Annotated in this window: 17 protein-coding genes, 1 tRNA gene and 1 pseudogene; 7 read left to right on the top strand and 12 right to left on the bottom strand. The window is 71.7% G+C overall.

The genetic code is table 11. From position 1 onward, the window contains the following. Nucleotides 1–22: 22 nt before the first annotated feature. Nucleotides 23–1,378, top strand: a pseudogene (locus NI26_RS04390) (nicotinate phosphoribosyltransferase); the annotation flags it as partial. Between the two features lie 4 nt (nt 1,379–1,382). Here the strand turns inward: NI26_RS04390 and NI26_RS04385 are convergent. The 3 genes from NI26_RS04385 to NI26_RS16135 all read right to left on the bottom strand — a co-directional run bounded on the left by NI26_RS04385 (nt 1,383) and on the right by NI26_RS16135 (nt 4,723). Next, nucleotides 1,383–1,643 carry a DUF3039 domain-containing protein gene (locus tag NI26_RS04385; RefSeq protein ID WP_144411249.1) on the bottom strand — a complete coding sequence of 87 codons (261 nt, stop codon included), beginning with the start codon at nt 1,641–1,643 and terminating at the stop codon, nt 1,383–1,385. Between the two features lie 192 nt (nt 1,644–1,835). Then, nucleotides 1,836–3,407: an ABC transporter permease gene (locus NI26_RS04380; RefSeq protein WP_144411248.1), complete on the bottom strand. Its 1,572-nt coding sequence runs from the start codon at nt 3,405–3,407 to the stop codon at nt 1,836–1,838. Beyond that, a complete protein-coding gene (locus NI26_RS16135) occupies nt 3,383–4,723 on the bottom strand; it encodes an ABC transporter ATP-binding protein (RefSeq protein ID WP_235426508.1) in 1,341 nt (446 codons plus the stop codon). The genes NI26_RS04380 and NI26_RS16135 overlap by 25 nt, the downstream gene beginning before the upstream one ends. A gap of 333 nt (nt 4,724–5,056) precedes the next feature. Between NI26_RS16135 and NI26_RS04370 the strand changes: the two genes are divergently transcribed. From NI26_RS04370 to NI26_RS04355, 4 genes are all read left to right on the top strand, one after another. Next, nucleotides 5,057–5,752: a phosphocholine cytidylyltransferase family protein gene (locus tag NI26_RS04370; protein WP_066652912.1), complete on the top strand. Its 696-nt coding sequence runs from the start codon at nt 5,057–5,059 to the stop codon at nt 5,750–5,752. A 46-nt stretch (nt 5,753–5,798) separates the two neighbouring features. Further along, on the top strand, nt 5,799–6,623 hold the full coding sequence (locus tag NI26_RS04365; protein WP_066652910.1) for an ABC transporter permease: 825 nt from the start codon (nt 5,799–5,801) through the stop codon (nt 6,621–6,623). After that, complete coding sequence (locus NI26_RS04360) at nt 6,623–7,393, top strand: ABC transporter ATP-binding protein (protein WP_200884133.1); 771 nt, start codon at nt 6,623–6,625, stop codon at nt 7,391–7,393. Before NI26_RS04365 ends, NI26_RS04360 begins: the two co-directional genes overlap by 1 nt. Before the next feature lie 108 nt (nt 7,394–7,501). After that, entirely contained in the window at nt 7,502–7,813 is a 312-nt protein-coding gene (locus NI26_RS04355) for a hypothetical protein (RefSeq protein WP_066657868.1), read from the top strand. 11 nt (nt 7,814–7,824) lie between these two features. Here the strand turns inward: NI26_RS04355 and NI26_RS04350 are convergent, their stop codons facing one another. The 5 genes from NI26_RS04350 to NI26_RS04330 form a co-directional block, all read right to left on the bottom strand. Then, nucleotides 7,825–9,057 carry a CDP-glycerol glycerophosphotransferase family protein gene (locus NI26_RS04350; RefSeq protein WP_066652908.1) on the bottom strand — a complete coding sequence of 411 codons (1,233 nt, stop codon included), beginning with the start codon at nt 9,055–9,057 and terminating at the stop codon, nt 7,825–7,827. Between the two features lie 138 nt (nt 9,058–9,195). Next, nucleotides 9,196–10,140 (bottom strand): glycosyltransferase family 2 protein, encoded by a 945-nt coding sequence (locus tag NI26_RS04345; RefSeq protein WP_081984708.1) that lies wholly within the window; start codon nt 10,138–10,140, stop codon nt 9,196–9,198. Continuing rightward, entirely contained in the window at nt 10,137–10,955 is an 819-nt protein-coding gene (locus tag NI26_RS04340; RefSeq protein WP_066652906.1) for a CDP-alcohol phosphatidyltransferase family protein, read from the bottom strand. The genes NI26_RS04345 and NI26_RS04340 overlap by 4 nt, the downstream gene beginning before the upstream one ends. Before the next feature lie 9 nt (nt 10,956–10,964). Beyond that, nucleotides 10,965–12,008 carry a glycosyltransferase family 2 protein gene (locus NI26_RS04335; protein ID WP_066652903.1) on the bottom strand — a complete coding sequence of 348 codons (1,044 nt, stop codon included), beginning with the start codon at nt 12,006–12,008 and terminating at the stop codon, nt 10,965–10,967. 218 nt (nt 12,009–12,226) lie between these two features. Then, complete coding sequence (locus NI26_RS04330) at nt 12,227–14,350, bottom strand: S1C family serine protease (protein ID WP_066652901.1); 2,124 nt, start codon at nt 14,348–14,350, stop codon at nt 12,227–12,229. A gap of 221 nt (nt 14,351–14,571) precedes the next feature. On the opposite strand from NI26_RS04330, the gene NI26_RS04325 reads away from it, so the two are divergent. Then, nucleotides 14,572–15,774, top strand: coding sequence for an aminotransferase class I/II-fold pyridoxal phosphate-dependent enzyme (locus NI26_RS04325; RefSeq protein ID WP_066652899.1), 1,203 nt, complete (start codon nt 14,572–14,574; stop codon nt 15,772–15,774). An 845-nt stretch (nt 15,775–16,619) separates the two neighbouring features. Here NI26_RS04325 and NI26_RS04320 read toward each other — a convergent pair. The 4 genes from NI26_RS04320 to NI26_RS04305 form a co-directional block, all read right to left on the bottom strand. Beyond that, on the bottom strand, nt 16,620–17,432 hold the full coding sequence (locus tag NI26_RS04320) for a carbon-nitrogen hydrolase family protein (protein ID WP_066652896.1): 813 nt from the start codon (nt 17,430–17,432) through the stop codon (nt 16,620–16,622). A gap of 163 nt (nt 17,433–17,595) precedes the next feature. Beyond that, nucleotides 17,596–17,672 (bottom strand) — tRNA-Met (locus tag NI26_RS04315). A 63-nt stretch (nt 17,673–17,735) separates the two neighbouring features. Continuing rightward, nucleotides 17,736–20,756, bottom strand: coding sequence for a UPF0182 family membrane protein (locus NI26_RS04310; RefSeq protein ID WP_144411247.1), 3,021 nt, complete (start codon nt 20,754–20,756; stop codon nt 17,736–17,738). A 248-nt stretch (nt 20,757–21,004) separates the two neighbouring features. Then, on the bottom strand, nt 21,005–22,114 hold the full coding sequence (locus NI26_RS04305) for a YlbL family protein (RefSeq protein ID WP_066652893.1): 1,110 nt from the start codon (nt 22,112–22,114) through the stop codon (nt 21,005–21,007). A 169-nt stretch (nt 22,115–22,283) separates the two neighbouring features. On the opposite strand from NI26_RS04305, the gene NI26_RS04300 reads away from it, so the two are divergent. Next, entirely contained in the window at nt 22,284–23,705 is a 1,422-nt protein-coding gene (locus tag NI26_RS04300) for a zinc-dependent metalloprotease (protein ID WP_066652890.1), read from the top strand. Nucleotide 23,706: the final 1 nt, after the last annotated feature.

Genomic DNA, 23,706 nt, shown 5'->3' with positions numbered 1-23,706 from the left:
CCGGCTCCGCGACGTCGCCCCGGCTCCGCGACGTCACCGTGGCACACCGACGTCACCTCGGCACCGGGAGGTCACTAGTGTCGGACGCGTGACCAGCGCGCTCCTCACGGACCAGTACGAACTCACCATGGTGGACGCCGCCCTCAAGGACGGCACCGCCGATCGACGCTGCGTGTTCGAGGTGTTCGCCCGCCGCCTCCCCGACGGCCGCCGCTACGGTGTCGCCGCCGGTCTCGGGCGCTTCCTCACGGCGCTCACGGAGTTCCGCTTCGGCGACGAGGAGATCGGCTTCCTCCGCGACCGCGGCGTGATCGACGAGGGGACGGCTCGGTGGCTCGCGGACTACCGGTTCACCGGGGACGTCCGCGCCTACCGCGAGGGCGAGGTCTTCTTCCCCGACTCCCCCGTGCTGCAGGTCGAGGGGACGTTCGCCGAGTCGGTGGTCCTCGAGACCCTCGCGCTCAGCATCTTCAACGCCGACTCCGCCATCGCCGGCGCAGCGGCCCGCATGGTGTCCGCCGCCGACGGCCGTCCGCTCGCCGAGATGGGCTCGCGACGCACCGGCGAGTGGAACGCCGTCGCCGCCGCCCGCGCCGCGTACATCGCGGGCTTCGGCGCGACGAGCAACCTCGAGGCCGGCCGCACCTGGGGCATCCCGACGATGGGCACCGCCGCGCACGCGTTCACGCTCCTGCACGACTCCGAGGAGGCCGCGTTCCGCTCGCAGCTCGACGCCCTCGGCGACGGCACCACGCTGCTCGTCGACACGTACGACATCGAGGCAGCGGTGGAGACCGCCGTCCGGCTCACCGACGGCCGGCTCGGCGCGGTCCGCATCGACAGCGGTGACCTGCCGAGCGTCGTCGCCGCGGTGCGCGCGCAGCTCGACCGGCTCGGTGCCCCGGCGACGAAGATCACCGTGACGAACGACCTGGACGAGTACACGATCGCCGCGCTCCGGGCCGCGCCGGTCGACTCCTACGGTGTCGGCACGAGCGTCGTGTCCGGTTCGGGCCACCCGGCGGCCGGCATGGTGTTCAAGCTCGTCGCGCACCAGACCCCGGCGGGCGACGAGTGGGTCCCCGTCGCGAAGAAGTCCGCGGACAAGGCCTCGACCGGTGGGCGCAAGGAGGCCGGCCGGCGCCTCCGCAACGGCATCGCCACCGCCGAGGTCGTCCTGACCTCCGGTCGCCTCGGCCCCGACGAGCGACCCCTGCTCGTCCCCGTGGTGGACCACGGCGAGGTCAACCCGGCGTTCCTCGGGGTCGCCGGCGTCGAGGCGGCTCGGGCGCACCACGAGCGCGCCAAGGCGGAGCTCCCGGTGGACGCGTCCCGCATCGGACGCGGCGACCCGGCGATCCCCACCCTGGTGGTCTAGCGGACTACTCGGACTTCATCTTCTCGTAGATGGCCTTGCAGTCCGGGCACACCGGGAACTTCTCCGGGTCGCGGCCCGGCACCCACTTCTTGCCGCAGAGCGCCTTGACCGGCTTGCCGGAGAGTGCGGACTGCAGGATCTTGTCCTTCTTCACGTAGTGCGAGAACCGCTCGTGGTCGCCGGGCTCGATCGCCTCTTCCTCGAGGAGCTTCTCGAGCTCGCGGTCCATCACGTCGAGGCCGCCGCCGGGTTCCGTCATGCTCATGGGTCCAGGGTACGACGATGCGGCCGACGCCGCGACGGACGGGAGGCGCGGGTCCGCCCCGCCACGCGGCTCACCTGCACCGAGGACGGACGGGAGACGCGGGACGGTCCCGCCACGCGCCTCCCGTCCGACGGTGCGTGCCGACGGGAGGCACGGCGTCGGGCCACAGCGTGCCTCCCGGCCGGCAGGCGCTCAGTTCCGCTGCGCCGCAGCGAGCAGGTCGGGACCACGCCGGTCGAAGAGCCGACCGCCGACGGCCACGCCGGTCACGAGCACGACGACACCGACGGCGATGCCGACGAGGAGCGTCGCGAGTGCCCAGGGTTCCGGGCCCTCGACCGCGGTGAGCACCGCCAGCCAGCCCGCGGGGACGAGCGACGCCAGGATGCCGACGATCATCGTCGTCTGCGCGACCGCGGCCGTCGTCCCGGCGGCCTGCGGCTGCTGGAACGGGTGGTCGCCGGGGCGGACGGTCGGGTACGGCAGCAGGACGGAGACGACGCTCGACAGCCCGAGCCCGGCGAGCAGTGCACCCACTGCGATGCCGGTGAGCACCGGGAAGGCCGTGGGGTCCCCGAAGAGCGCGGCGGACACGGCGGCGCCCGCCACGACGAGCGGCAGTCCGACGACGAGCAGGGGCACGAGTCGCCCGAGCCGGTCGGTCCAACCGGGAGCGCCCGACGCGACGTGCAGCCAGACCGCGGTGTTGTCGTAGGAGACGTCGTTGTGGGGCAGGAACCCGGCGATGAGTGCCATGAGCGGCAGCGGGACCAGCGCGGTCCAGTGCCACGGCACGCCGGCGACCCCGAGCGGGAGCACCACGAGCGGCACGAACAGGATGACCAGGTAGGACATCCGGTAGCGCGGGTCACGGCCCCAGTACGTCAGCGCCCGGGCGGCGACCGCGCCGACCGGCGTCGAGCCCAGGCCGGCGAACCAGCCGAGCCCGCGGTAGCGGCGGGTACCGGCGCGTCCGTCCGCGGCCTCGAGTGCGGCGCCGACCAGCGCCCACCAGGCCCACGCGAGCAGTGCGACGGTGACCAGGGCGACCAGCAGCTTCAGGAGCCCCTCGCCGACGCGACCGCTCGCCACGTCCGCCGGGACCGCCCAGGCGGCACCCCACGGCGTCCAACCGGCGACGTCGGCGATCCGCTGGAGCTCGGTGCTGGCGGGGTCGAGCCAGTCGCTGCGGAACAGCAGCGACGCCACCGGCAGTCCCAGCACGACGATCACGAGGGCGGCGAGCCAGCCGGCGTCGCGCGACCGGTGCGGTCCGACGAAGGTCGCACCGACGGCGCTGCCGACCCGCAGCAGCAGGGCGCAGGTCAGGGTGCCGAGCAGTGCGGCGACGACGGCCAGCACCGCGGTGCCGCCGCTGCGCGACCACGCGCCGACCTGCCCGACCGCGACGACCGCGACGGCGAGCACCGGGACGCCCACGAGTCCGGCGACGCCGAGACCGACGGCGAGGTGACGGCGATCGATCCCGTACACGGCGAAGCGGCGCGGGTCGAACTGGTCGCTGCGGCCGACGACGAGCGGCACCAGCGTGAGTGCGAGGGCGACGAACGTGCCGACGGGGACCGCGACCGACCGCGCGACCTCGACGGGTGCCTGCCGCAGCGCGAGGAGCTCGCCGGCCACCACCACGGCGGCGACCAGGCCGAGCAGGGACCCGAGCACCACGAGGACCGACCGTCGGGCTCCCCCACGGACCTCGCCCGCGAGCAGGTCGACCCTCAGTCGGAGAAGCTGTGCAACCATTCCATGCTCTCTGCCACGACGCGGCCGCCCGCGAGTTCGACGAACTTGTCCTCGAGGCTCTTGCGCCCGCGGACCTGCGCCATCGTGCCGGAGGCGAGGACCTTGCCGCCGACGATGATCGCGACGGAGTCGCACGTGCGCTGCACGAGCTCCATGGAGTGGCTGGAGAGCACCACGGTGCCGCCGCCGCGGGTGTACCGCCGCAGGATGTCCGTGATCGTCGCCGCGCTCACCGGGTCGACCGACTCGAACGGCTCGTCGAGCACGAGGACGCGCGGCGAGTGGATCAGGGTCGCGGCGAGCGCGATCTTCTTCGCCATGCCGACCGAGTAGTCGGCGACCTGGCGCCCGAGCGCCTCGCCGAGACCGAACGCCTCGGCCAGGTCGGTGCTGCGCTTCCGTGCGGTCGCACCGTCGAGCCCACGGAGCGTGGCCGAGTAGTGCAGCAGCTGCGCGCCGGTGAGCCGGTCGAACAGCCGGAGCCGGTCGGGCAGCACACCGAGGGCGCGCTTGGCCGCCGTCGGGTCGGACCAGACGTCGTGGTCGAGGACGGTCACGGTGCCCGCGTCGGGCCGGAGGAGACCGGTGACCATCGAGAGCGTGGTGGTCTTGCCGGCGCCGTTCGGTCCGACGACGCCGAAGATCGAACCCTGGCGGATCTCGAGGTCGACCTCGTCCGCGGCGAGGGTCTGGCCGTACCGCTTCACGAGGCCGCTCGCGCGGAGCACGACGGGCTGCTGCGCCTGTGCGGTCTGCGTCGCGGCGGCGGTGGCGGTCGGCTGGCGTCCGGGAGCGCGCTTCTCCTTCGCCGTGGAGCCGGCCGCAGCGGTCTTCGGCGTGCCCGCACGCTGGGTCGTCCCCGTGCTCGACGCGTCGTCCCCGGCCGCGCCGGAGCCGGTGGCGGTCGTGTCGGTGGGCTGTGCGGGCGTCGCGGGGCCCGAGGGTCGTGCGGCACGCCCCTTGCCCTTGCCCTTGCCCTTGCCCTTGCGGGGGGTGCGGTCCGACGCGGCGGCCGTGGCCGTCGGTGTGCCGGTCGCCGCAGCAGCGGTGGCGGGTGCGCTCGTCGCAGCAGCTGCCGGTCGCGAGGCGACGGCGGTCTCCGGGTCGGCGCCCTGGTCGGGTGCCCCTTCGTCGTGACCGACCGCGACGGCCGCACCCGTCGTGTCGTCGGTCATCTCGTCATCATCGGAGGCGTCGTCGCGCGCATCCTCGTCCCCCGTGTCGTCGTCGGCCGCGTCACCGGACGGTCCGTCCGCGTCCGCCAGCCAGGCGGCGTCGGACGTCGCGTACACGTCGTCGTCATCAGCTGCAGCCACCGCCCCACCGTACCAACGCGCCGGACGCGGCCGACCCCGACCGGCGGCGCGTCCGCGAGGGCCTCGGTACCGAACCGGTCACAGGATCACGAAATGAGCACGAAGCACGCGGGGGTGTACCCCGGAGCGCACTCGTTCCGTATCATTCACCAGGGCACGACGGAGTGTTCACCACATGGAAACCTGCCCGGACGGGCGCCCGTGGCCGCTCGTCCCCCGCACGAAGGTGCAGGAAGCGCACGCTCACGGCGAACTCGGACCCGGAGCGGGCACACTCGACGAGGCCCGCCCGTGCCCCACGCGGCGCGCGGGCGGACACCAGAAGGGACCAGCATGACCACGCAGATCGTCATCCTCGCAGCGGGGATGGGCAGCCGACTCGGTCGGAGCCTGCCGAAGCCGCTGACCGAACTCAGCGACGGCCGCACCATCATGCAGCAGCAGTTCGACAACATCCGAGCCGCCTTCGGCTCGAGCGCCCGCGTCACGATCGTCGTCGGCTACAAGTCCGAGTACATCGTCGAGGCGTTCCCCGAGGCGAACTTCGTCTACAACGAGTCCTACGACTCGACGAACACGTCGAAGAGCCTGCTGCGCGCGCTCAAGGCGACCGGCAAGAGCGGCGTCCTGTGGATGAACGGCGACGTCGTCTTCGACCCGCGCGCCCTCGTCCGTGCCGCGGACATGATGGACCAGGACCGCTCGTTCGTCAGCGTCAACACCGAGAAGGTCTCCGACGAGGAGGTCAAGTACACGGTCGACGCCGACGGCTGCATCAAGGAGCTCTCGAAGCGGGTCGTGGGCGGACTGGGCGAGGCCGTGGGCATCAACTACGTCTCCTCGCGCGACAAGCAGGCGCTCATCCGCCAGCTCGGCCGCGTCGACGACCAGGAGTACTTCGAGGGCGGCATCGAGGCTGCCATCGCCGAGGACGGGCTACGCTGGTCGCCGATCGACATCTCCGACCTGTACGCGGTCGAGATCGACTTCGCCGAGGACCTCCAGCGCGCGAACGACCTGTTCGCCTGAACCACCGTCAGGACCCCCTCGGCGGTTCCGCCCGGAGGGAAGCCGCGTGACCACAGCGAGTGCGCCGACCGCGCCCGCGACGACTGCATCGACGTCGTCCCGGAGCGCCGGTCGGCGGTACCGCCAGGCACTCTGGCTGCTGACCGTGCGGGACCTGCGCGTCCGGTACTCGACGTCCGCGCTCGGGTACCTGTGGTCGATCCTCGACCCGCTGGTGATGTCGGCGATCTACTGGTTCGTCTTCACCCAGGTCTTCCACCGGGGAGCGGTGGGTGAGGAACCGTACATCGTCTTCCTGCTGTCGGCGTTGCTGCCGTGGATGTGGTTCACCGGAGCGGTGTCCGACTCGACGCGAGCCTTCACGAAGGAGGCGAAGCTGATCCGGTCGACGACGATCCCCCGGAGCATCTGGGTCGCCCGGGTGAACGCGTCGAAGGGCATCGAGTTCCTGCTGAGCCTGCCGGTGCTCGCGGTCTTCGCGATCGCCGCCGGTGCGCACCTGCACTGGGAACTGGCGCTGTACCCGCTGGCCATCGTGCTGCAGTGCGCCCTGGTCTACGGGATCGGGCTGATCGTCGCACCCCTGGTCGTATTCTTCCGTGACCTGGAACGCGCCGTGAAGCTCGTCCTGCGGTTCCTGTTCTACGCGTCGCCGATCATCTACGGCACGCAGGCTCTGCCCGACCGGCTGCACGACATCGCCGCACTGAACCCGCTCAGCGGCATCTTCGGCCTGTACCGCTCCGCGTTCTTCCCCGGCCAGCTCGACTGGCTCGAGGTCGGGGTGTCGGTGGTGGTCACCGCCGTGGTCCTCGTCGTCGGCCTCCTCGTGTTCCGCCGGAGCGAGCACCGCGTCCTGAAGGAGCTGTGATGACCGCGACCGACCGGACCGCGCCGTCCACGAGCGTGGCGCCCGTGATCTCCGTGCGCGACGCCGGCATCCGGTTCAAGCGCAACCGCCGCGCGAGCCGGAGCTTCAAGGACCTGTTCGCCGGGAGCAACCGCCGCAAGCGCGCGGACGAGTTCTGGGCGCTCCGCAACGTGTCGTTCGACGTCCGGCCGGGCGAGGCCATCGGCGTCGTCGGACGCAACGGTCAGGGGAAGTCCACCCTGCTCAAGCTCGTCGCGCAGGTCATGCTGCCGGACGAGGGACGGATCCGTGTCGATGCGGGTGTCGCTCCGCTCATCGAGATCACCGGCGGCTTCGTCGGCGACCTCACCGTCCGGGACAACGTGTACTTGACAGCGGGTCTGCACGGGATGTCCCGGGCCGAGATCCGCGACGCCTTCGACGAGATCATCGACTTCGCCGAGATCGGCGACTTCGTCGACACCCCCTACAAGCACCTGTCGAGCGGCATGAAGGTGCGCATCGCGTTCGCGGTGATCTCGCGGCTGGACGAACCGGTGATCCTGGTGGACGAGGTCCTGGCGGTGGGTGACAAGAGCTTCCGCGAGAAGTGCTACAAGCGCATCGAGGAGCTGCTGGCCGGGGGCCGGACGCTGTTCTTCGTCTCGCACAACGACAAGGACCTGCGTCGCTTCTGCGACCGGGGGCTCTACCTCGACAAGGGGCGTCTGCAGCTCGACGACACGATCGAGGCAGCCCTGGCGCGGTACGCGGCCGACCACGGGGCCTGAGCTCCGCTCCTCCACACCCGGGCCCCACCGTCCCCTCGTCCACAGGCCGAGGCACCAGCGCGCTCCCCCGGGCTCCCGACGTCGGCCCCTCCCCCTACCGTGGCCCGCATGCACCACCCACCCACGGCCTACGCAGTCCCGTTCACCGTCGACCGATCCTGGGCACCACGTCGCTACGACCTGGTGAACACCGGGCCGGAGCCGCTCCACGCGATCTCCCTCACGCACCTCGGCAGCGGGTACTGCCCGCCGCTGGCGGTCAACCGTCTCGACCCGGGTCGATCCCTGTCGATCGCGGTGTTCGGCGCCGACCCCGAGCAGACCGGCATCGTGGTCGTCCGGTGGCGGCGCCCGGACCGTTCCGAGTACCTGTGGCGGATGTCACTCGTGGGCGACCATCTGGTCGGCCTCGCGTCGTGACGACCGCAGGGTCAGCCCTCGCCGCGCTCCCGGGCGACCTCGTGCCAGCGCGCCACGAGACGGTCGACGGCAGCATGCAGCCGGCGCGTCGCGACGCCGGGTGTGGTGTCGCCGAAGTACCGCTCGACCCAGTGCTGCAGCGTCGCGAGCTCCTCGGCGTCGTTCGCGGCGGCGTCCACCCGCGCGACCACGTCGGCGGCGTCCTCGGCGAGCAGCCAGTTCGCGGCGCCGAGGTACCCGCGCTCGTCCACGTCGGCCTCGGGTGCCGCCGGACGCGTCACGAGCAGCGGCTTGCCGACGGCCAGTCGGTCGTAGATCATCGCGCTGATGTCGGTCACGGCGACGTCCGCGTCCGCCAGTTGCCACCCGAGCTGCGGGCCGTCGTCGTACACGTGGTGCGCAGACGGGTCGGCGGCGTTCGCGGCGGTGATCGCGGCGACGATGCGCTCGTGGGCAGCACGGTAGTCCTGGTCGAGCACGCCGCTGCGCGGGTGCGGCCGGTACACCAGACGGTGTCGACCGGTCGCGAGCAGGCGCTCGGCGAGCTCGACCCCGTGCGACGCGATCGAGCCGTACGCGGCGGCGGCGCGGTCGCCCTCCCACGTGGGCGCGTAGAGCACCACGGTCCGGTCGTCGTGGGGGTACGGCACCGCGCCGGCGAAGTGGTCGGCCTGCGGGCGTCCGATGGCGATGGTGCGGTGGTCCACGTCGTAGTCCCACAGGGCGGCACGCAGGCGGTCCCGGGCGGCGTCTCCCGCGATCAGGGCGTAGTCGTACGCCTTGAACTGGTTGGTGGTCATGTACATCTTGTCGCTCTCGCCGTGGTTGACGAAGACGTGCCACATGCGCCCGTACCGCATCATCTGGAAGTTGCGGGCGTTCTGGTTGACGTACAGGACGATCTTCGGTGCCTGCTCCTCGACGAACCGCTCGAGGTCGACGACCTGGCGGGCGTACACCGCCGGGACGGGCGACTCGTCGAGCAGGGTCGTCATCGTGCCGGGGCTGCGGGAGATGATCGCGACGGGGTGCTCGCGGGCGAGTTCCGCCAACGGCGCGTACCACTGCCGGAGCTGGTACATGTTCACCTTGCCGTCGGCGAAGTAGACCGCGACCTCGATCGAGCGCGGTGCGAGCTCCGGGACCTCCGGGAGCCGGCGGGCGAGCTCCCGCCGGTTCTGACGGGAACGCAGCAGGCGGCGGGCGAGACGGATCGCGGTCCGGACGTCCTTGGTGATCGGCATGGTGGTCCTCAGGCTACGGGCGGTTGCTGGGCGGTGTGCTCGGCGACGACGGCAGTGACGAAGGGTGTGGAGCGGGCAGCGACGGGGTGCTCGACCGCGGACACCCGGTCGGGGTGCCGGGACGTTCGGGCGGCGGTGTCAGACGACGGGTGGCCGACCGGCCAGCGTCATCCGGGCGATGGTCAGCCACCCCATGGGCCGCGACGGTCCGCAGTCCGCCGTCCAGCCCTCCCGGATCCCCGCGAACCACGTCCGCAGGCGCACGGGGTGTCGCCACCAGCGCGCCACCTGGATCGCGGCCCACGACCCGACGTAGACGGGTCGCAGTGCCGCCGGCAGGTTGCGGCGTGCCAGGAACACGCGGTTGCGGGCGTTCAGCCGGATGTACTCGGTGTGCCGGGCGGGGTCGATCGCCGGGTGGTGCGCGACCAGGTCACCGGCGTACCAGGCGCGTCGACCGGCGTCCCACACACGCCACGCCAGCTCGATGCCCTCGTGCGCGTAGAAGTACGGTGCACCCCACCCGCCGACGGCGCGGTGGACGTCCATCGGCAGGAGCACGGCCCCCTCCCACACCGAGAAGACCGGCGACGAGTCGGTCGCAGCGCCCTTGCGGATGCGCGGCACCCAGCGACGGGGGTTCGCCGATCCGGTCGGGTCGACCACCCGCGGTTGCACCAGGCCGAGCGACGGGTCGCGTTCGAGCAGTGCCACGGCGTCACGCAGGAAGGTCGGCGACGGGATCGACGCGTCGTCGTCGAGGAAGAACACGTAGTCGCCGTCGACGACTGCTGCTCCGGCGTTGCGACCGGCGGGGATCCCGACGTTCTCGGGCAGTGCGAGCGCACGGACGCCCTCGGGCAACCCCGTCGGCTCCCAGCCGTTGCCGACGCACACGACGTCGAGCTCGACGTCCTGCTGCGCGAGCACGCTCGTCAGCCCACGGCGGAGGTCGTCCGGACGGGTGCCCTGGGACAGGCTCACGACGGCGATGCGCGGGCGCTGCCGGTGCGGGACGGCGGTCCGACGGTGGGTCCCGGGCAACGCCTCCGGTGTGGCGCCCGTCGTCGCTCCCGAGGTCATGCCCGCACCCGCTTCGACGAGATGATGGCGACGAAGTGACCGGCCGTGGCGAGGACGGCGAGCGGCAACAGCGCCCCGACCAGGACCCGGTCGACCAGCGGGCTGCCGACGACGAGCCCGAGCAGTGCGAACACGAACGCCAGGATGGTCAGCTCGACCGAGTGGTACAGGCGGTGGAAGGGCAGGAAGCGTGCGAAGCGACGGAGCGTCGCCAAGCGCCGCCCGGACGGGGCCGTGCCGGCGTCCCGGCGGTCGACGAGCTTCTCGAGGCCGGCGTTCGCGCGGGCGACGTGGACCATGTCGTTGAGCGCCTTGTTGAGCACGATCACCAGGCCGAGCGCGCACCCGATCGTCGTCCACATCCAGTCCGCGCCGTGGACCGGCCAGGTCGCGGCGCGGACGCCGAGCGCGATCGGGATGAGTCCCTCGGTCGTGTAGTGCCCGACCTTGTCGAGGAACACCCCGGCGGGCGACCGGGTGCCGCGCCACCGGGCGACCTCACCGTCACAGCAGTCCACGAGCATCTGCAGCTGACCGAGCACGAGTGCGGGCAGTGCACCCCAGATGCCCGGGCTCAGCAGCGCGGCGGCGACGCTCCACCCCACCAGGATCATCAGGCCGGTCACCTGGTTCGCCGAGACCCGCGTCCTGAGCAGCACCCAGGTCAGGTACGGCGACACGTCGCGCAGGTAGAGCGACGCCGTCCAGTGCTCGGCGTTCGCCCGCGAGCGGACCTCGTCGGGTTGGGCGACCGCACGGAGTTCGGCGATCGAGGTCGGGCGGGCGCTGCCGCGGCCGGTGGTGTCGTCGGTCAAGGGGTCAGGTCACCGTCCCGTGTGCGTGGTCAGCTCGGAGGTCCGGGTCAGGAACCCGATGATGAAACCGATGCCCCAACCGACGTGGATGCAGGGCAGCACGACGATCAGCCAGAGCATCGTGGGCAGCCCGGAACGCCGCGCCACGAGGACGGCGCCGAGCACGACGAAGAGCAGGTAGACGGCGGGGACGACGAAGCCCAGCGCCGCCCAGACGACGGGCGACCCGAGCACGGCACCGACGATGCCGACGAGTCCGGCGACGATCCCGAGCGCCATCGCCACGACCATCGCCGGGGGCGCGAAGTACCGCAGGCCGTTGTTCGCCGGGAAGCGTCGGGCGAGCTCGCCGCGCCACAGGCCCGTCGCGACGAACTGGCGCACCAGTCGTCGGAGGCTCGGCCGCGGCCGGTAGGTCACCACGAGTTCCGGGGTGAACCACACCGTGCCACCGGTCTGGCGCAACCGCCGGTTGAGTTCCCAGTCCTGGCCGCGCTTGATGCCCTCGTCGAAGAGTCCGACCTCGAACAGCCGGTCGCGTCGGAACACCCCGAGGTAGGCGGTCTCGGCCGGACCGGCCTTGCCACCGACGTGGTGCGGTGTCCCACCGAGGCCGACCCGGCTGCCGTAGGCGAGGGCGACGGCACGCTCGAACGGCGTGCGGCCCTCGGCGTGCATGATGCCACCGACGTTGTCCGCACCCGACTCGAGCAGCACGCGGACGGCGATCCGGGTGTAGTCCGACGGCAGCACCGAGTGGGCGTCGACCCTGATCACGATCGGGTGCACCGATGCTCGGATGGCGACGTTGAGCCCGGCGGGTGTGGAGCCGACGGGGTTCTCGATGGCCCGGACACGAGGATCGGCGGCGCTCATCTCGGCGACGAGTTCGTTCGTCCCGTCGATCGACGGTCCGAGCGCGAGGATCACCTCGAACGGACCCTCGTAGTCCTGCTCCAGCAGGCTCCCGACCGCCGCACGGACCTCGGTGACCTCGTTGAGCACCGGCATCACGTACGAGACCCCCGGCAGGGGCTGTCCGTCTGTCTGCATGCGGTCCTCGGGGTCGTGGCTGACGCGCGGAGCGCACCGTGGACCGGTACCGCCCCGGAGAGCAGCCATGAGCCTATCAAGCGGCCGGAGCACCCACCTGCGTCGGACCCGCCAGGGCGCCGACCGGCGGACCGCACCACGAGCCGCGGCGTGGCCGGACGACGGACGGGAGGCGCGGTGCCAGCCGGCACCGCGCCTCCCGTCCGTCGCTGGTCGCGTCAGCTCTTGTAGGTCCCGAGCGTGACGTCGGCCTCGCGCGTCTGACCGTCGCGGACGTAGGTGATCGTCGTCTTCGCACCGCCGGCGAAGAAGCGGACCTGCGCGGTCAGGTCGGTGGCGTCCGCCACCGATGCCGAGCCGATCTTCGTCACGACGTCGCCCTTCTGCAGACCGGCGTCCGCCGCCGCTCCGCCGGACGACACCGACTTGATGAGCGCACCCATCTGGGTGGCGTTCGCGTCCTCAGAGGCGTCGCCGACCGTCGCGCCGAGCAGACCGTGCGTCGCCGACCCGTTCTCACGGATCTCGTTCGCGACGCGCTGGACCAGGTTCGCCGGGATGGCGAAGCCGACACCGATGCTGCCCGACTGCGCGTCGGAGGACTGGGAGCTGCCCGCGCTCGCGATCGCGACGTTGATGCCGATCAGCTTGCCCTTCGAGTCGAGCAGGGCGCCGCCCGAGTTGCCGGGGTTGATCGACGCGTCGGTCTGGATGACCGGCAGCGAGACGGTCGTCTTGGTGGAGGATCCGCCGTTGCCCGGGAACTCGAACGGGCTGTCGCCGTTGCCGCCCTCGTTCGAGTCGCCGCCCTGGCTGGGGGCGCTCGAGGCGACCTGGATGCTGCGGTTCAGGGTCGAGACGATGCCGTCGGTGACGGTGTTCGACAGGCCGAGCGGCGCGCCGATCGCGACGGCGGTGTCACCGACGTTGAGCTCGGAGGAGTTCGCGAAGGAGATCGGCTTGGTGCCTGTCGCGTCGATCTTGATGACCGCGAGGTCGACCGTCGGGTCGGTGCCGACGAGCTTCGCCGGGTAGATCCTGCCGTCGGACGTCGTGACCGTGATCGTGCCGTTCGAGCTGTCACCGTCGAGGGTCACCACGTGGGTGTTCGTGACGATGTACCCGTCCTTCGTGAAGAAGACACCGGAGCCGGTGCCGCCCGCGGAGCCCGAGGAGACGTTGATCGTGACGACGGACGGCGTCGCCTGCGCGGCGACCGCGGTCACGACGGTGGCGTTGTTGTAGTCGTTGACCGTGAGGTTGCCGCCGTTCTGCGACGAGCCGGAGCCGATCACGGTGGTGCCGCCGCCCTGGGCTGCACCGGCCGCCCAACCGGCGCCGCCGCCGACCAGGCCGGCGAGCACCAGACCCGCGACGATCGGCAGGACGAGCTTGTTGCGGCCGCCCTTCCCGTTCGCGGTCGTGCCCACTGCGGCACCCGCGGCGGTCCCGGTCGCCGCACCCGCGGCAGCGCCGCCGAAGTAGTGGCCGTTGCGCTGGTTCGAGCCGTCCACGTCGCCGAAGGCGCTGGCGGACGAGGGGGCCTGGGCGGAGCCGGGGTACGAGGCGCTCTGCGGTGCGCCGTACGGCGAGCCGACCTGCGGCGTGCCCTGGGCGTACTCGCCGTAGCGGGGCTGGCCCTGGGACCGGCCGTACTGGTCCTGACCGTACGGGGTCGGGTTCTGGGTCTGGCCGTACTGGCTCTGGCCGTCCTGGCCGTACTGGCTCTGGCCGTACTGGTTCTGGCTCTGGCCGTACTGGTTCTGGCTCTGGCCGTACTGGTTCTGGTCCTGGCCGTACTGGCTCTGGCCGTACTGGCTCTGCTCCTGGCCGTACTGGCCCTGGCCGTACTGGCTCTGTCCGTACTGGCCCTGGCCGTACTGGCCCTGGTCCTGGCCGTACTGGCCCTGGCCGTACTGGCTCTGACCCTGGCCGTACTGGCTGTGCCCGTACCGGTCGTCGTCCTGGCCGTGGGCGCTCTGGCCGGACGCTCTCTGTCCGTCGCCCCGCCCGTGGTGTGCGTTGTCGGAGCCGTAGGGGCTGGCCTGCTGCCCGGCATCGCTGCCGTCGCGGTCGCGGTCGATGGTCGGGTAGGGCGCGGTGTAGCGGTCCGTCGTGGTGTCGGTCCCCGCAGCGATGACGTCGGTCTCGGCCCCGTGGGCGTCGTCGATGACGTCGGTGTGGTCGTGGTCCGTACGGCGGTCGGCGGGCTGTCCGGAGACGTCCTGCGTCGACGTGCCCTCGCCGGAGGTGGCGCGCGAGGCGTCCTCGGCTGCGGCCCGGTGGTCGGTTTCCTCGGGGCGGTTGTCGTCGCCCTGGCCGTTTGGCGTGGTGTCGGTCATGCTGGACGTGCTCCTTTCAAGCTCGTGCAGTCTTCCGGACCCACCTGAGCGGTGCTCCTGCTGGCGCTGCAAGCGACCTATGGCGATCTTATGCGTGGGCTGTGGACGCGTTCCCGGTCTCGCGGCGCCGGGTGACCCGCAGAGCGCGCGCTGCCGACCCGTCCGACTAGGTTGGGGCCTCCAGGCCGTCGACCCGCGCCGCGCGCACCGGAGGGACCACCATGCACCGCACCGGACCCTGGCTCCGAGCTGCCGAGGGAGCGATGCTGCTCGGTCCCGACGGTGTCCCTGCGCCGACCGTCTTCGCCGAGATGAGCGCGCTCGCTGCCGCCACCGGCGCCGTCAACCTCGGCCAGGGCTTCCCCGACCAGGACGGCCCGGTCGAGGTGCTCGACGCCGCGGTCGACGCGATCCGCCGCGGTGTGAACCAGTACCCGCCCGGCCGCGGGGCGCCGGAGCTCCGGGAGGCGATCGCCGAGCACCAGGCGCACTGGTACGGGCTGACGGTCGACCCGGACCGCGAGGTCCTCGTCACCGCCGGCGCGACCGAGGCCCTCGCCGCGACGCTGCTCGCGTTCGTCGAGCCGGGCGACGAGGTCGTCACCTTCGAGCCCTTCTACGACGCGTACGGGGCGCTGATCCGTCTCGCCGGCGGCACCCACGTCACGGTTCCCCTGACGGCACCGGACTTCCTGCCGGACGAGGACACCCTGCGTGCCGCGTTCACCGACCGCACGCGGGTCGTGCTGGTGAACACACCGCACAACCCGACCGGGCGGGTCCTCCCCCGCGAGGTCCTGGCCACCGTCCTCGAGCTCGCCGAGCGGCACGACGCCCTGGTCGTCACCGACGAGGTGTACGAGCACCTCACCTTCGGCGCACCGCACGTCCCCGTCGCGACCCTGCCCGGTGCAGCGGACCGGACGATCACGATCTCCAGCGCTGGCAAGACCTTCAGCACCACCGGCTGGAAGATCGGCTGGCTCACGGCAGCACCCGCACTCGTCGAGGCCGTCGTCTCGGTCAAGCAGTACCTGACGTTCGTGAACGGGGCTCCCTTCCAGCCCGCGGTCGCAGCCGGGCTCCGTCTGCCCGACGAGGTGTTCCACGGCATCGCGCGGGAGCTGTCCGAGAAGCACGAACTGCTCGCGGGCGGGCTCCGCGCGTCCGGCTTCGAGGTGATGCACCCGGACGGTGGGTACTTCGTCCTCGCGGACACCGCACCGCTCGGGTACGACGACGCCCGGGAGTTCTGCCTGCGGCTCCCCGGACTCGCCGGGGTCGTCGGCGTCCCCGTGTCGGCGTTCGTCCGACCGGAGCGCGCGGCGGGCTACCGGTCGCTCGTGCGCTTCGCGTTCTGCAAGCGCCGCGACGTCCTGTCCGAGGCGGTCAGCCGCCTCGCAGCCCTCGCCCCGACCCACTGACCGGGAGTCGGGCCCGCAACCGCCCCCACGGCGCACTCCGTGCTCCGGCGCGCCGCACCCGACGTGCACGTCCGCCACCGGCCCGCGCGGACCAGCCGAGCGGGCCTCTTCTGCACTTCTCGCCGCACCGAGCCGCCGTTTCCGCCCGATCGGCGAGCGCTGATCGCCCGGTCACCGCGAGCGGGCCTTCTCTGCACGTCTCGCCGCACAGAGCCGCCGTTTCCGCCCGTCCGGCGAGCGCCGGCCACCCGGTCCCCCAGCCACCGCGAGCGGGCCTCTTCTGCACGTCTCGGCGCACCGAGCCACCGTTTCCGCCCGTTCGACGAGCGCCGGTCCCCTGTCACCGCGAGCGGGCCTTCTCTGCACGTCTCGCCGCCCCCAGCCGCCGTTTCCGCCCGTTCGACGAGCGCCGGCCACCCGGCCACCCGGCCACCCAGCCACCCAGCCACCCGGTCCCCCAGCCACCGCGAGCGGGCATTCTCTGCACGTCTCGCCGCTCTGAGCTACTGTTTCCGCCCGTCCGGGGAGCGCAGCTCGTCGTGCCGACACCGGCCGACGCCGGCTGTCCCCGCGAGCGGGTCGTTCCTGCACCCTCCGCACGCGGCTCTCCCGGTTCCGCCCGTTCGCCGTCGTGCGCTGGTCCGCGCGGCTCGTCTGGTTGCAGCAGAGGACGAACACGACTGCACCAGGGGGCGCGAGCGGGCGGAATCGAGGGCGGAGCTCGCGCCGCGGTGCCGGTTCCGCCCGCTCGGGGAGACAGACGTGCGGCAGAGGCGCGGGCGGGCGCAGCCTGTGCGGCGCGGGCGCGGGCGAGTGCACAGTCCGTGCCCGTGCGGAGCGTGCGCTCAGCGCGGGTGCACGTCGAACCGACGGAGCGCGAGCGAGGGGTTGACCGCACGGACCGCCTCGGTGGTCGCGGTGTCGATCGTCGCGACGACGGTGCCGGGCTGGGCTCCGCCGGCGGCGACCGCGACACCGGCGGGGTCGATCACCACGGAGTCGCCGATACCGATCGGCCCGGTCTGACCGACCCCGACGACCCAGACCGTGTTCTCGATCGCACGGGCGGTCAGCAGTGTGCGCCAGTGGTGTTCCTTCCCGGGGCCGCGCACCCACTCGGCCGGCAGGACCACCGCGTCGGCTGCGCCGACCTCGGGTGCGGCCAGGCGCCGGGTGACCTCGGGGAAACGCAGGTCGTAGCAGGTCTCGAGGCCGATGCGGACCCCGCCGAGCTCGAACACCGGCAGCTGGTCGGCATCACCCGACTCGATGCGGTCGGACTCCTTCGACCCGAACGCGTCGTACAGGTGCACCTTCCGGTACGTCGCCGCGATCGATCCGTCGGGCAGCACCGCGACCAGGGTGTTCCGGAACCGTCCCGGCGTCCCCGCGGTCTCGGCCACACCCACGACGAGCGCGATGGCGTGCTGTCGCGCAATCGCCCGGAGCCCGGTCACGAAGGGCCCGTCGAGCGGCTCGGCGGCGGCGACGAACCGGTCGTCGATCTCGGCGCTGAAGTACGACGTGTACTCGGGCGTCACGAGCAGGTCGACCCCGCGCGCGGCGGCGTCCTCGGCAGCGGCCTGCACGGTGCGGAGGTTGGCCGCCGTGTCGTCGACGGGAGCGAACTGCGCGGCGGCGACGGTGAGGGTTGCCATGGCCCGAGCGTAGCCGCGGCACGTCCTCGCTGAACGCAGCAGCGAGGACGACGAGCACGACCAGCACGACCAGCACGCCGTGCACGACCAGCAGGCCTCGCACGTGCGAGGTGCGAACGACGAAGGCCCCGGTCCGAGTGGACCGGGGCCTTCTTGTGACGCTTGGTTGCGGGGGCAGGATTTGAACCTACGACCTCTGGGTTATGAGCCCAGCGAGCTACCGAACTGCTCCACCCCGCGGCACATCCAATAGCCTACACACCCCGGTGGCGGGGCACAAATCGAGTGCCCCGCCACGGCGTGTCAGTTGCCGTTCTCGGCTTCGGTCGCGGCCTCGATGGCGTCCTGCAGGCGCTTGTCCGCCTCGGCCGCAGCGACCAGGTCGTTGTCGGCGTAGGCCTTCTGGCGGTCCTGCAGCGCGCTGCGCGCGTCGGCCAGGGCCCGGTCGAGCGCCTGGTTGCCGGTGTCGCTCGACGAGCCGCCGGAGGAGGAACCCCCGGACGACGAACCGGAGCCACCCGAGGAGTCGGACGATCCCGAACCCGAGTCGGCCGAGCCTGCGCCCGACGAACCCGAGCCCGACGAACCCGAGCCCGACGAACCGGTCGAACCCGACCCGTTCGCCGCGCCCTGGTCACCGGCGGCAGCACCGGAGTCACCGTCGAACAGCTCGTTGAGCGCCTGGTCGAGGGTGTCCTCGAACGCGATCTTGTCGCCGAAGGCCACGAGCACCTTCTGCAGCAGCGGGTACGAGCCACTCGAGGTCGACTGGACGTAGACGGGTTGGACGTAGAGGAACCCACCGCCGACGGGCAGCGTCAGCAGGTTGCCCTGCTTCACGGTCGAGTTGCCCCGCTTCAGGATGTTCAGCTCCTGCGACACGGTGGTGTCACCGTTGAAGAGGCTCTGCACCTGCGCCGGACCCGGGATGTTGTCCGTCTTCGGCATCGTCAGCAGCGTGAGCTTGCCGTAGTTCGACGCCTTCTCGCCCTTGCCGGCACCACCCGCGTCGGAGTCCACCGCCAGGTACCCGGTCAGCACGTTGCGGTTGTTCGCTCCGGCCGACTGCTGCGGGATGTAGGTCGTGTACAGCGAGTAGGCGGTGTCCTGCCCCGGCACCTTCATCGTCAGGTAGTACGGGTCCTGCAGGTTGCCCTGCGACGCCGTGGTCCTGGTACCGAGGGCATTCGTCGTCGTCTGCGACACCGTGTCCGAGTTGGCCTCGGAGTCGGTCGTGCCCGTGGTGGTCTCCTGCGGGGTGTTCCACGCGTCGTCACCCGAGTAGAACGAGTTCGCGTTCGTCACGTGGTACGTGCCGAGGATCGAGCGCTGCACCTTGAACAGGTCGGTCGGGTAGCGCACGTGGTCGAGGAGTTCCGCGCTCATCTGCGAGACCGGCTGCGTCGACGTGGGGAAGATCTTCTGCCACGTCTTGAGCACCGGGTCCTCGGTGTCCCACGCGTAGAGCGTCACCTTGCCGGTGTACGCGTCGACGGTGGCCTTCACCGAGTTGCGGATGTAGTTCACCTGGTCCGTGCGGAACGCCGACGAGTCGGTCCCGGCGACCGTGTCCGACAGGCTCTGGCTCTGGGAGTACGGGTAGGCGTCGCTCGTCGTGTAGCCGTCCACGATCCACTGGATGCGGTGGTCGACGATCGCCGGGTACGCGTCACTGTCGAGCTTCAGGTACGGAGCGACCTTCTGCACGCGCTGGATCGGGTCGCGGTCGTACAGGATCTGCGAGTCGCGGTTCACCGCGTCCGACAGCAGGATCTGCTCCGACTGGAACTTCGCCGCGTAGACGAGGCGGTTGAAGAACCCGCCGAGGCTCGGCCCGCCGTTGCCCTGGTACGTCGTCGTGGCGTTGCCGCCGTCGCTGTCGTCGGAACCGGCCGGGTAGTCGAGCTCGATGTTCTTCGAGCCCTCGGGTCCGCCCACGATGGAGTACGGCGGCGAGGTCTCACCGAAGTAGACGCGCTCCTGGTAGTTGCCGAGCTGCCCGTTCGACGGGATGCCGGACTCGAGGAACACCGGCTTGCCGTCGCTCGCGCGCTGGTTGCCGTAGGCCGCGGTGACACCGAAGCCGTGGGTGTAGACGAACGTCCGGTTGTACTGGGTGTTCGCCTGCGAGCTGAGCCCGTCGAGGTCGATGTCGCGGACCGCGATGACGGTGTCCTCGGTCTGGCCGTCGATGTCGTAGCGGTCGACGTCCAGCTGGTCGGGGAACTGGTAGTACTGCCGGTACTGCTGCAGCTGGCTGAACGTGTCCGAGACGATCTTCGGGTCGATCAGACGGATGTTCGCCGTGGTCTGGGCGTCCTGCGCCAGCGCGCCGGAGCTCGCCTCGGTCGTGGCGTCGTAGTTCTGCTCCTGCACCCCGCTCACGCCGTACGCGTCGCGGGTGGCCTTGATGTTGCGCTCGATGAAGGCCGACTCGTAGGTCCGCTCCGACGGCTTCACCTGGATGCGCTGGACGATCCAGGGGTAGATGCCGCCGATGACGATCGCCGCGACGAGCAGCAGCCCGGTGCCGACGATCGAGATGCGCCAGCGGCCGATGACGGCGGTGACGATGAAGAGGATCGCGACGATCGCCGCGATGCCCGCCATGATCTCACGCCCCGGGATGACGGCGTTGACGTCGGTGTACTGCGCACCCGTGATGAGCGGGTTGTCCTTCGTCAGCGCGGCGTACTGGTCGAGCCACAGGCTGACGGCCTGCAGCGCCACGTAGACCGCTGCGGTGACGGCGAGCTGGACGCGTGCGGCCTTCGAGATGCGGACCTCGCGCCCGCCGAAGCGCAGCGCGCCGTAGAGGTAGGTCGCGGCGAGCGCGGCGATGCCGGCGATGAGGACGACGGCCGACGAGTACGCCACGATCGAGCGCCAGAACGGCAGCTCGAACACGTAGAACCCGATGTCCAGCCCGAACTGCGGGTCCTTCTGGCCGAACGGGGTCCGGTTGAAGTACTCGAGCACCATGCTCCAGCGACCGGCGGTCGCGAGCCCGGCGAACAGGCCGAGGACGACCGGGATGCCGATCATGACCGCGCGGCGCAGGGGCTCGATGACCTGCTGGTAGCGGTCGAGCTGCGAGTTGAGCTTGGCGTAGACCGGGCGGAAGCGGAAGGCGAGCGCGATGCTCACGTAGACCGGGACCGCCATGCCGAGGAACCCGGCCACGAACATGAGCGTGCCCGCGATCCAGCGCGTGGTGAGGACCTGCTGGAACCCGAGCTGCGCGAACCACGCGTAGTCGGTGTACAGGCTGGCGAAGATGAAGAAGCCGATCACCAGTGCGGCCAGCACGATGATCGTGACCACGATCGGGACCCGCGGCGAACGCCGCCCAGCAGTGCCCGAGGTGGACGAGGTTGTCGTCACTTGATGTGCTCCAGACGTGTCGGACCGGCGGGCCCGGCGCGCCGGGCCGTCAGTGCTCCGATCCTATTGGTCCGGACCGACAGTGAAACTGTACGGGGACTCAGGAAGGCGAGCCGAGCCTCCAGGCCGGTCGGCCGGGAGGCGCGGATCGCGTCGAGCGCACACGTCGCGCCGTGCGGGTGGCCGGGTCAGGAGCCGCAGCGTGCGAGCCCGGCGGTGCTCTTCCCCGCGGCGATCGTCTCGAGGTCGGTGACCGCCTGGTCGAGCGTGGCGACCTTGTAGACGTCGAGTCCGTCCGGCACGTGGCCGACGACCTCGTCGCAGTTGTCGGCCGGCGCCAGGAACACGGTCGCACCGGCGTCCTTCGCGCCGTAGAGCTTCTGCCGGATGCCACCGATCGGGCCGACCTCGCCGTCCGCGGTGATCGTGCCGGTGCCCGCGACGTGCTTCCCGCCGTTGAGCTCGCCCGGCGTCAGCTCGTCGATGATCCCGAGCGCGAACATCATGCCGGCGGACGGGCCGCCGACGTCCTGCAGCGCGATCTTCACGTCGAAGGGGAAGTCGTACCGTTCGGTGACGCCGACCCCGAGGAGCGGGGTCCCCTGCTCCTCGCGGGGGGTGACCTCGACCTGCTCGCGCTTCCCGTCGCGCAGCAGCGTCACGGTCGCCGGCGACGAGGTCCCGTGCTCCGCGACCGCCGCGCGGAGCGACCCGGCGTCGACGTTCTCGGTCAGCTGCTCCCCGTCGAAGGCCGTGATGACGTCGCCCTCGCGGATGGTGCCGTCCGCAGCGGAGCCCTCCTGCACCGTCCCGACCCGGAGCTCGGTCGGCAGGTCGTGGCCCTGGTGGATGAGCGCGGCGGCGACGGCGGACTGCTGCGACGACCGCATGTCCGCCTCGTCCTGCTGGTTCACCTGCTCGGTGGTGGTGCCCTCCGGGTAGACGGCGCTCGCGGGGATGACCGCCTCGGAGCGCGAGAACAGCGCGCGGATCACGTTCGTCCACGACGGGCGGTTCGTGGCGTCACCCTGGATGCCCACGGTGAGCATGTCGAGCGCGCCACCCGTCGGGTACGTCTCCGCCCCGTCGATCTGGATGAGCTCGACGTCCTTCGCGTCCTTGCCCTGCCCCTGCCGCTGCGTGCCGATCGTGTTGTAGACCGGCCCGGGCACCTCGATCAGGTAGGGGCTCGGCAGGAAGCTCGCCAGGAGTCCGAGCACGACCGCGCCGATGACGAACGCCCAGCCGACGGTGCGTGCGCGGGAACGGCGACGGGGCGCGGGGGCGAAGAGGGTCACGGACGTCCTTCCACGGGCGGGGCGCCCGCGGGTGCGGGCGGTGCACCCGCGCGCTGGCGGGTCGGTCGCCCGCGTGCTCGCAGGCTGTTCGCCCTCGGCGCAGCGGTCCGGGCGTCCCCTCGGGAGCATCCCGGGCGCGGCCCCGTGAGCAGCGGTTAGCGTAGTCGTCATGCCTGATCAACCGCAGCCGGGGCCGGACGACGACTTCCAGGAGATGCTGCGCAAGCTGCTCTCCGGAGAGGGGCAGATCGACCCGTCGCAGCTCGCGGGCGCGGCCGGACTGCCGAACGACCCGGCGTTCGTGGCGAACCTGATGAGCCAGCTCCAGCGCGCGGCGCAGTCGGGCGGGGACGGCATCGACTTCTCGGTCGCGTCCGAGCGTGCGACCGCGATCGCGCGTGACGGCGGACACCCGGTCGACCCGGCGACCGCCCAGGCCTCGGACCAGGCGTTCCAGGTCGCCGCGCTCTGGCTGGACGAGGCCACGAGCGTCCCCGAGCTCACCGCGACGCCGAGCCTGTACACGCGGGAGCAGTGGGCGAAGGCCACGACCCCGGTCTGGGCGCAGATCGCCGAGCCGGTGGCGCTGAGCATCGCGAACGCGCTCACCGAGGCGATCGACCAGCGCGCGCCCGAGCAGCTCAAGGCCATGCTCGGCGACGTCTCGAAGGCGATGCGCGGCGTCGGCGGCGCCCTGTTCGCGATCCAGCTCGGCCAGGTCGTCGGGCAGCTGTCGAAGGAGGTCGTCTCCGGCGGCGACGTCGGCGTGCCGCTCCTGGACGAGCAGGTCGCCGCACTGCTGCCGCAGAACGTCGCCGAGTTCGCCGAGGGCCTCGACGTGCCCGAGGACGAGGTCCGGATCTACCTGGCCGTCCGTGAGCTCGCGCACGCCCGGCTCTTCCGCTCCGCCCGCTGGCTCCGGCTGCACATCATCTCGTCGATCACCGACTACGCACGGGGCATCCACATCCCGTTCGACCGGGTCGAGGAACTGGCCTCGGAGATCGACCCGACCAACCAGGAGCAGCTGCGCGACGCACTCGCGTCCGGGGCGCTCATCCCGCCGCGCACGCCCGAGCAGGAAGCCGCGCTCGGCCGGCTCGAGACGATGCTCGCGCTCGTCGAGGGCTGGGTCGACACGGTCACCGCCGCCGCGACCGTCCGGCTGCCGAAGTCCGACGCGATCGCGGAGATGGTCCGCCGTCGCCGTGCCGCCGGTGGTCCCGCCGAGTCGGCCTTCGCCACGCTCGTCGGCCTCGAGCTGCGTCCCCGCCGACTGCGCGAGGCCGCTGCGCTCTGGCAGCGCGTCACCGAGGAGTTCGGGGCCGAGGAGCGCGACGCCCTGTGGTCGCACTTCGACGCCGTGCCGACGTCCGAGGACGTGGACGACCCGGACGCCTTCGTGCTGCGGCTGCGGAACCCGGGTCGCTCCGCCGAGGACGACGCGTTCGACAAGGCGCTCGAGGACCTGCTCAACGACGCCTCCGGCGACCGCCCGCGCGAGGACGAGAGCGGCGGCATCGAGGACGAGGGCGGCCCCGCGGACGACCGCGCTGCGGGCGACGACACCCCCGGCGCCGGACCCCGCTAGT

It is taken from the genome of Curtobacterium sp. MR_MD2014 (assembly GCF_000772085.1).
In the GTDB taxonomy this organism is placed as follows: Bacteria; Actinomycetota; Actinomycetes; order Actinomycetales; family Microbacteriaceae; genus Curtobacterium.
The sequence above is the reverse complement of the archived record's forward strand: the minus strand, read 5'-3'. Positions and strand labels throughout refer to the sequence as shown.

Excerpts from the sequence above, each read along its gene's own strand:
- NI26_RS04355 (WP_066657868.1), top strand. The coding sequence starts at position 7,502 with ATGCACCACCCACCCACGGCCTACGCAGTCCCGTTCACCGTCGACCGA.
- NI26_RS04350 (WP_066652908.1), bottom strand. The coding sequence starts at position 9,057 with ATGCCGATCACCAAGGACGTCCGGACCGCGATCCGTCTCGCCCGCCGC.
- NI26_RS04300 (WP_066652890.1), top strand. The coding sequence starts at position 22,284 with ATGCCTGATCAACCGCAGCCGGGGCCGGACGACGACTTCCAGGAGATG.
- NI26_RS04385 (WP_144411249.1), bottom strand. The coding sequence starts at position 1,643 with ATGAGCATGACGGAACCCGGCGGCGGCCTCGACGTGATGGACCGCGAG.
- NI26_RS04370 (WP_066652912.1), top strand. The coding sequence starts at position 5,057 with ATGACCACGCAGATCGTCATCCTCGCAGCGGGGATGGGCAGCCGACTC.
- NI26_RS04320 (WP_066652896.1), bottom strand. The coding sequence starts at position 17,432 with ATGGCAACCCTCACCGTCGCCGCCGCGCAGTTCGCTCCCGTCGACGAC.
- NI26_RS04330 (WP_066652901.1), bottom strand. The coding sequence starts at position 14,350 with ATGACCGACACCACGCCAAACGGCCAGGGCGACGACAACCGCCCCGAG.
- NI26_RS04335 (WP_066652903.1), bottom strand. The coding sequence starts at position 12,008 with ATGCAGACAGACGGACAGCCCCTGCCGGGGGTCTCGTACGTGATGCCG.
- NI26_RS04360 (WP_200884133.1), top strand. The coding sequence starts at position 6,623 with ATGACCGCGACCGACCGGACCGCGCCGTCCACGAGCGTGGCGCCCGTG.
- NI26_RS04380 (WP_144411248.1), bottom strand. The coding sequence starts at position 3,407 with ATGGTTGCACAGCTTCTCCGACTGAGGGTCGACCTGCTCGCGGGCGAG.
- NI26_RS04325 (WP_066652899.1), top strand. The coding sequence starts at position 14,572 with ATGCACCGCACCGGACCCTGGCTCCGAGCTGCCGAGGGAGCGATGCTG.
- NI26_RS04345 (WP_081984708.1), bottom strand. The coding sequence starts at position 10,140 with ATGACCTCGGGAGCGACGACGGGCGCCACACCGGAGGCGTTGCCCGGG.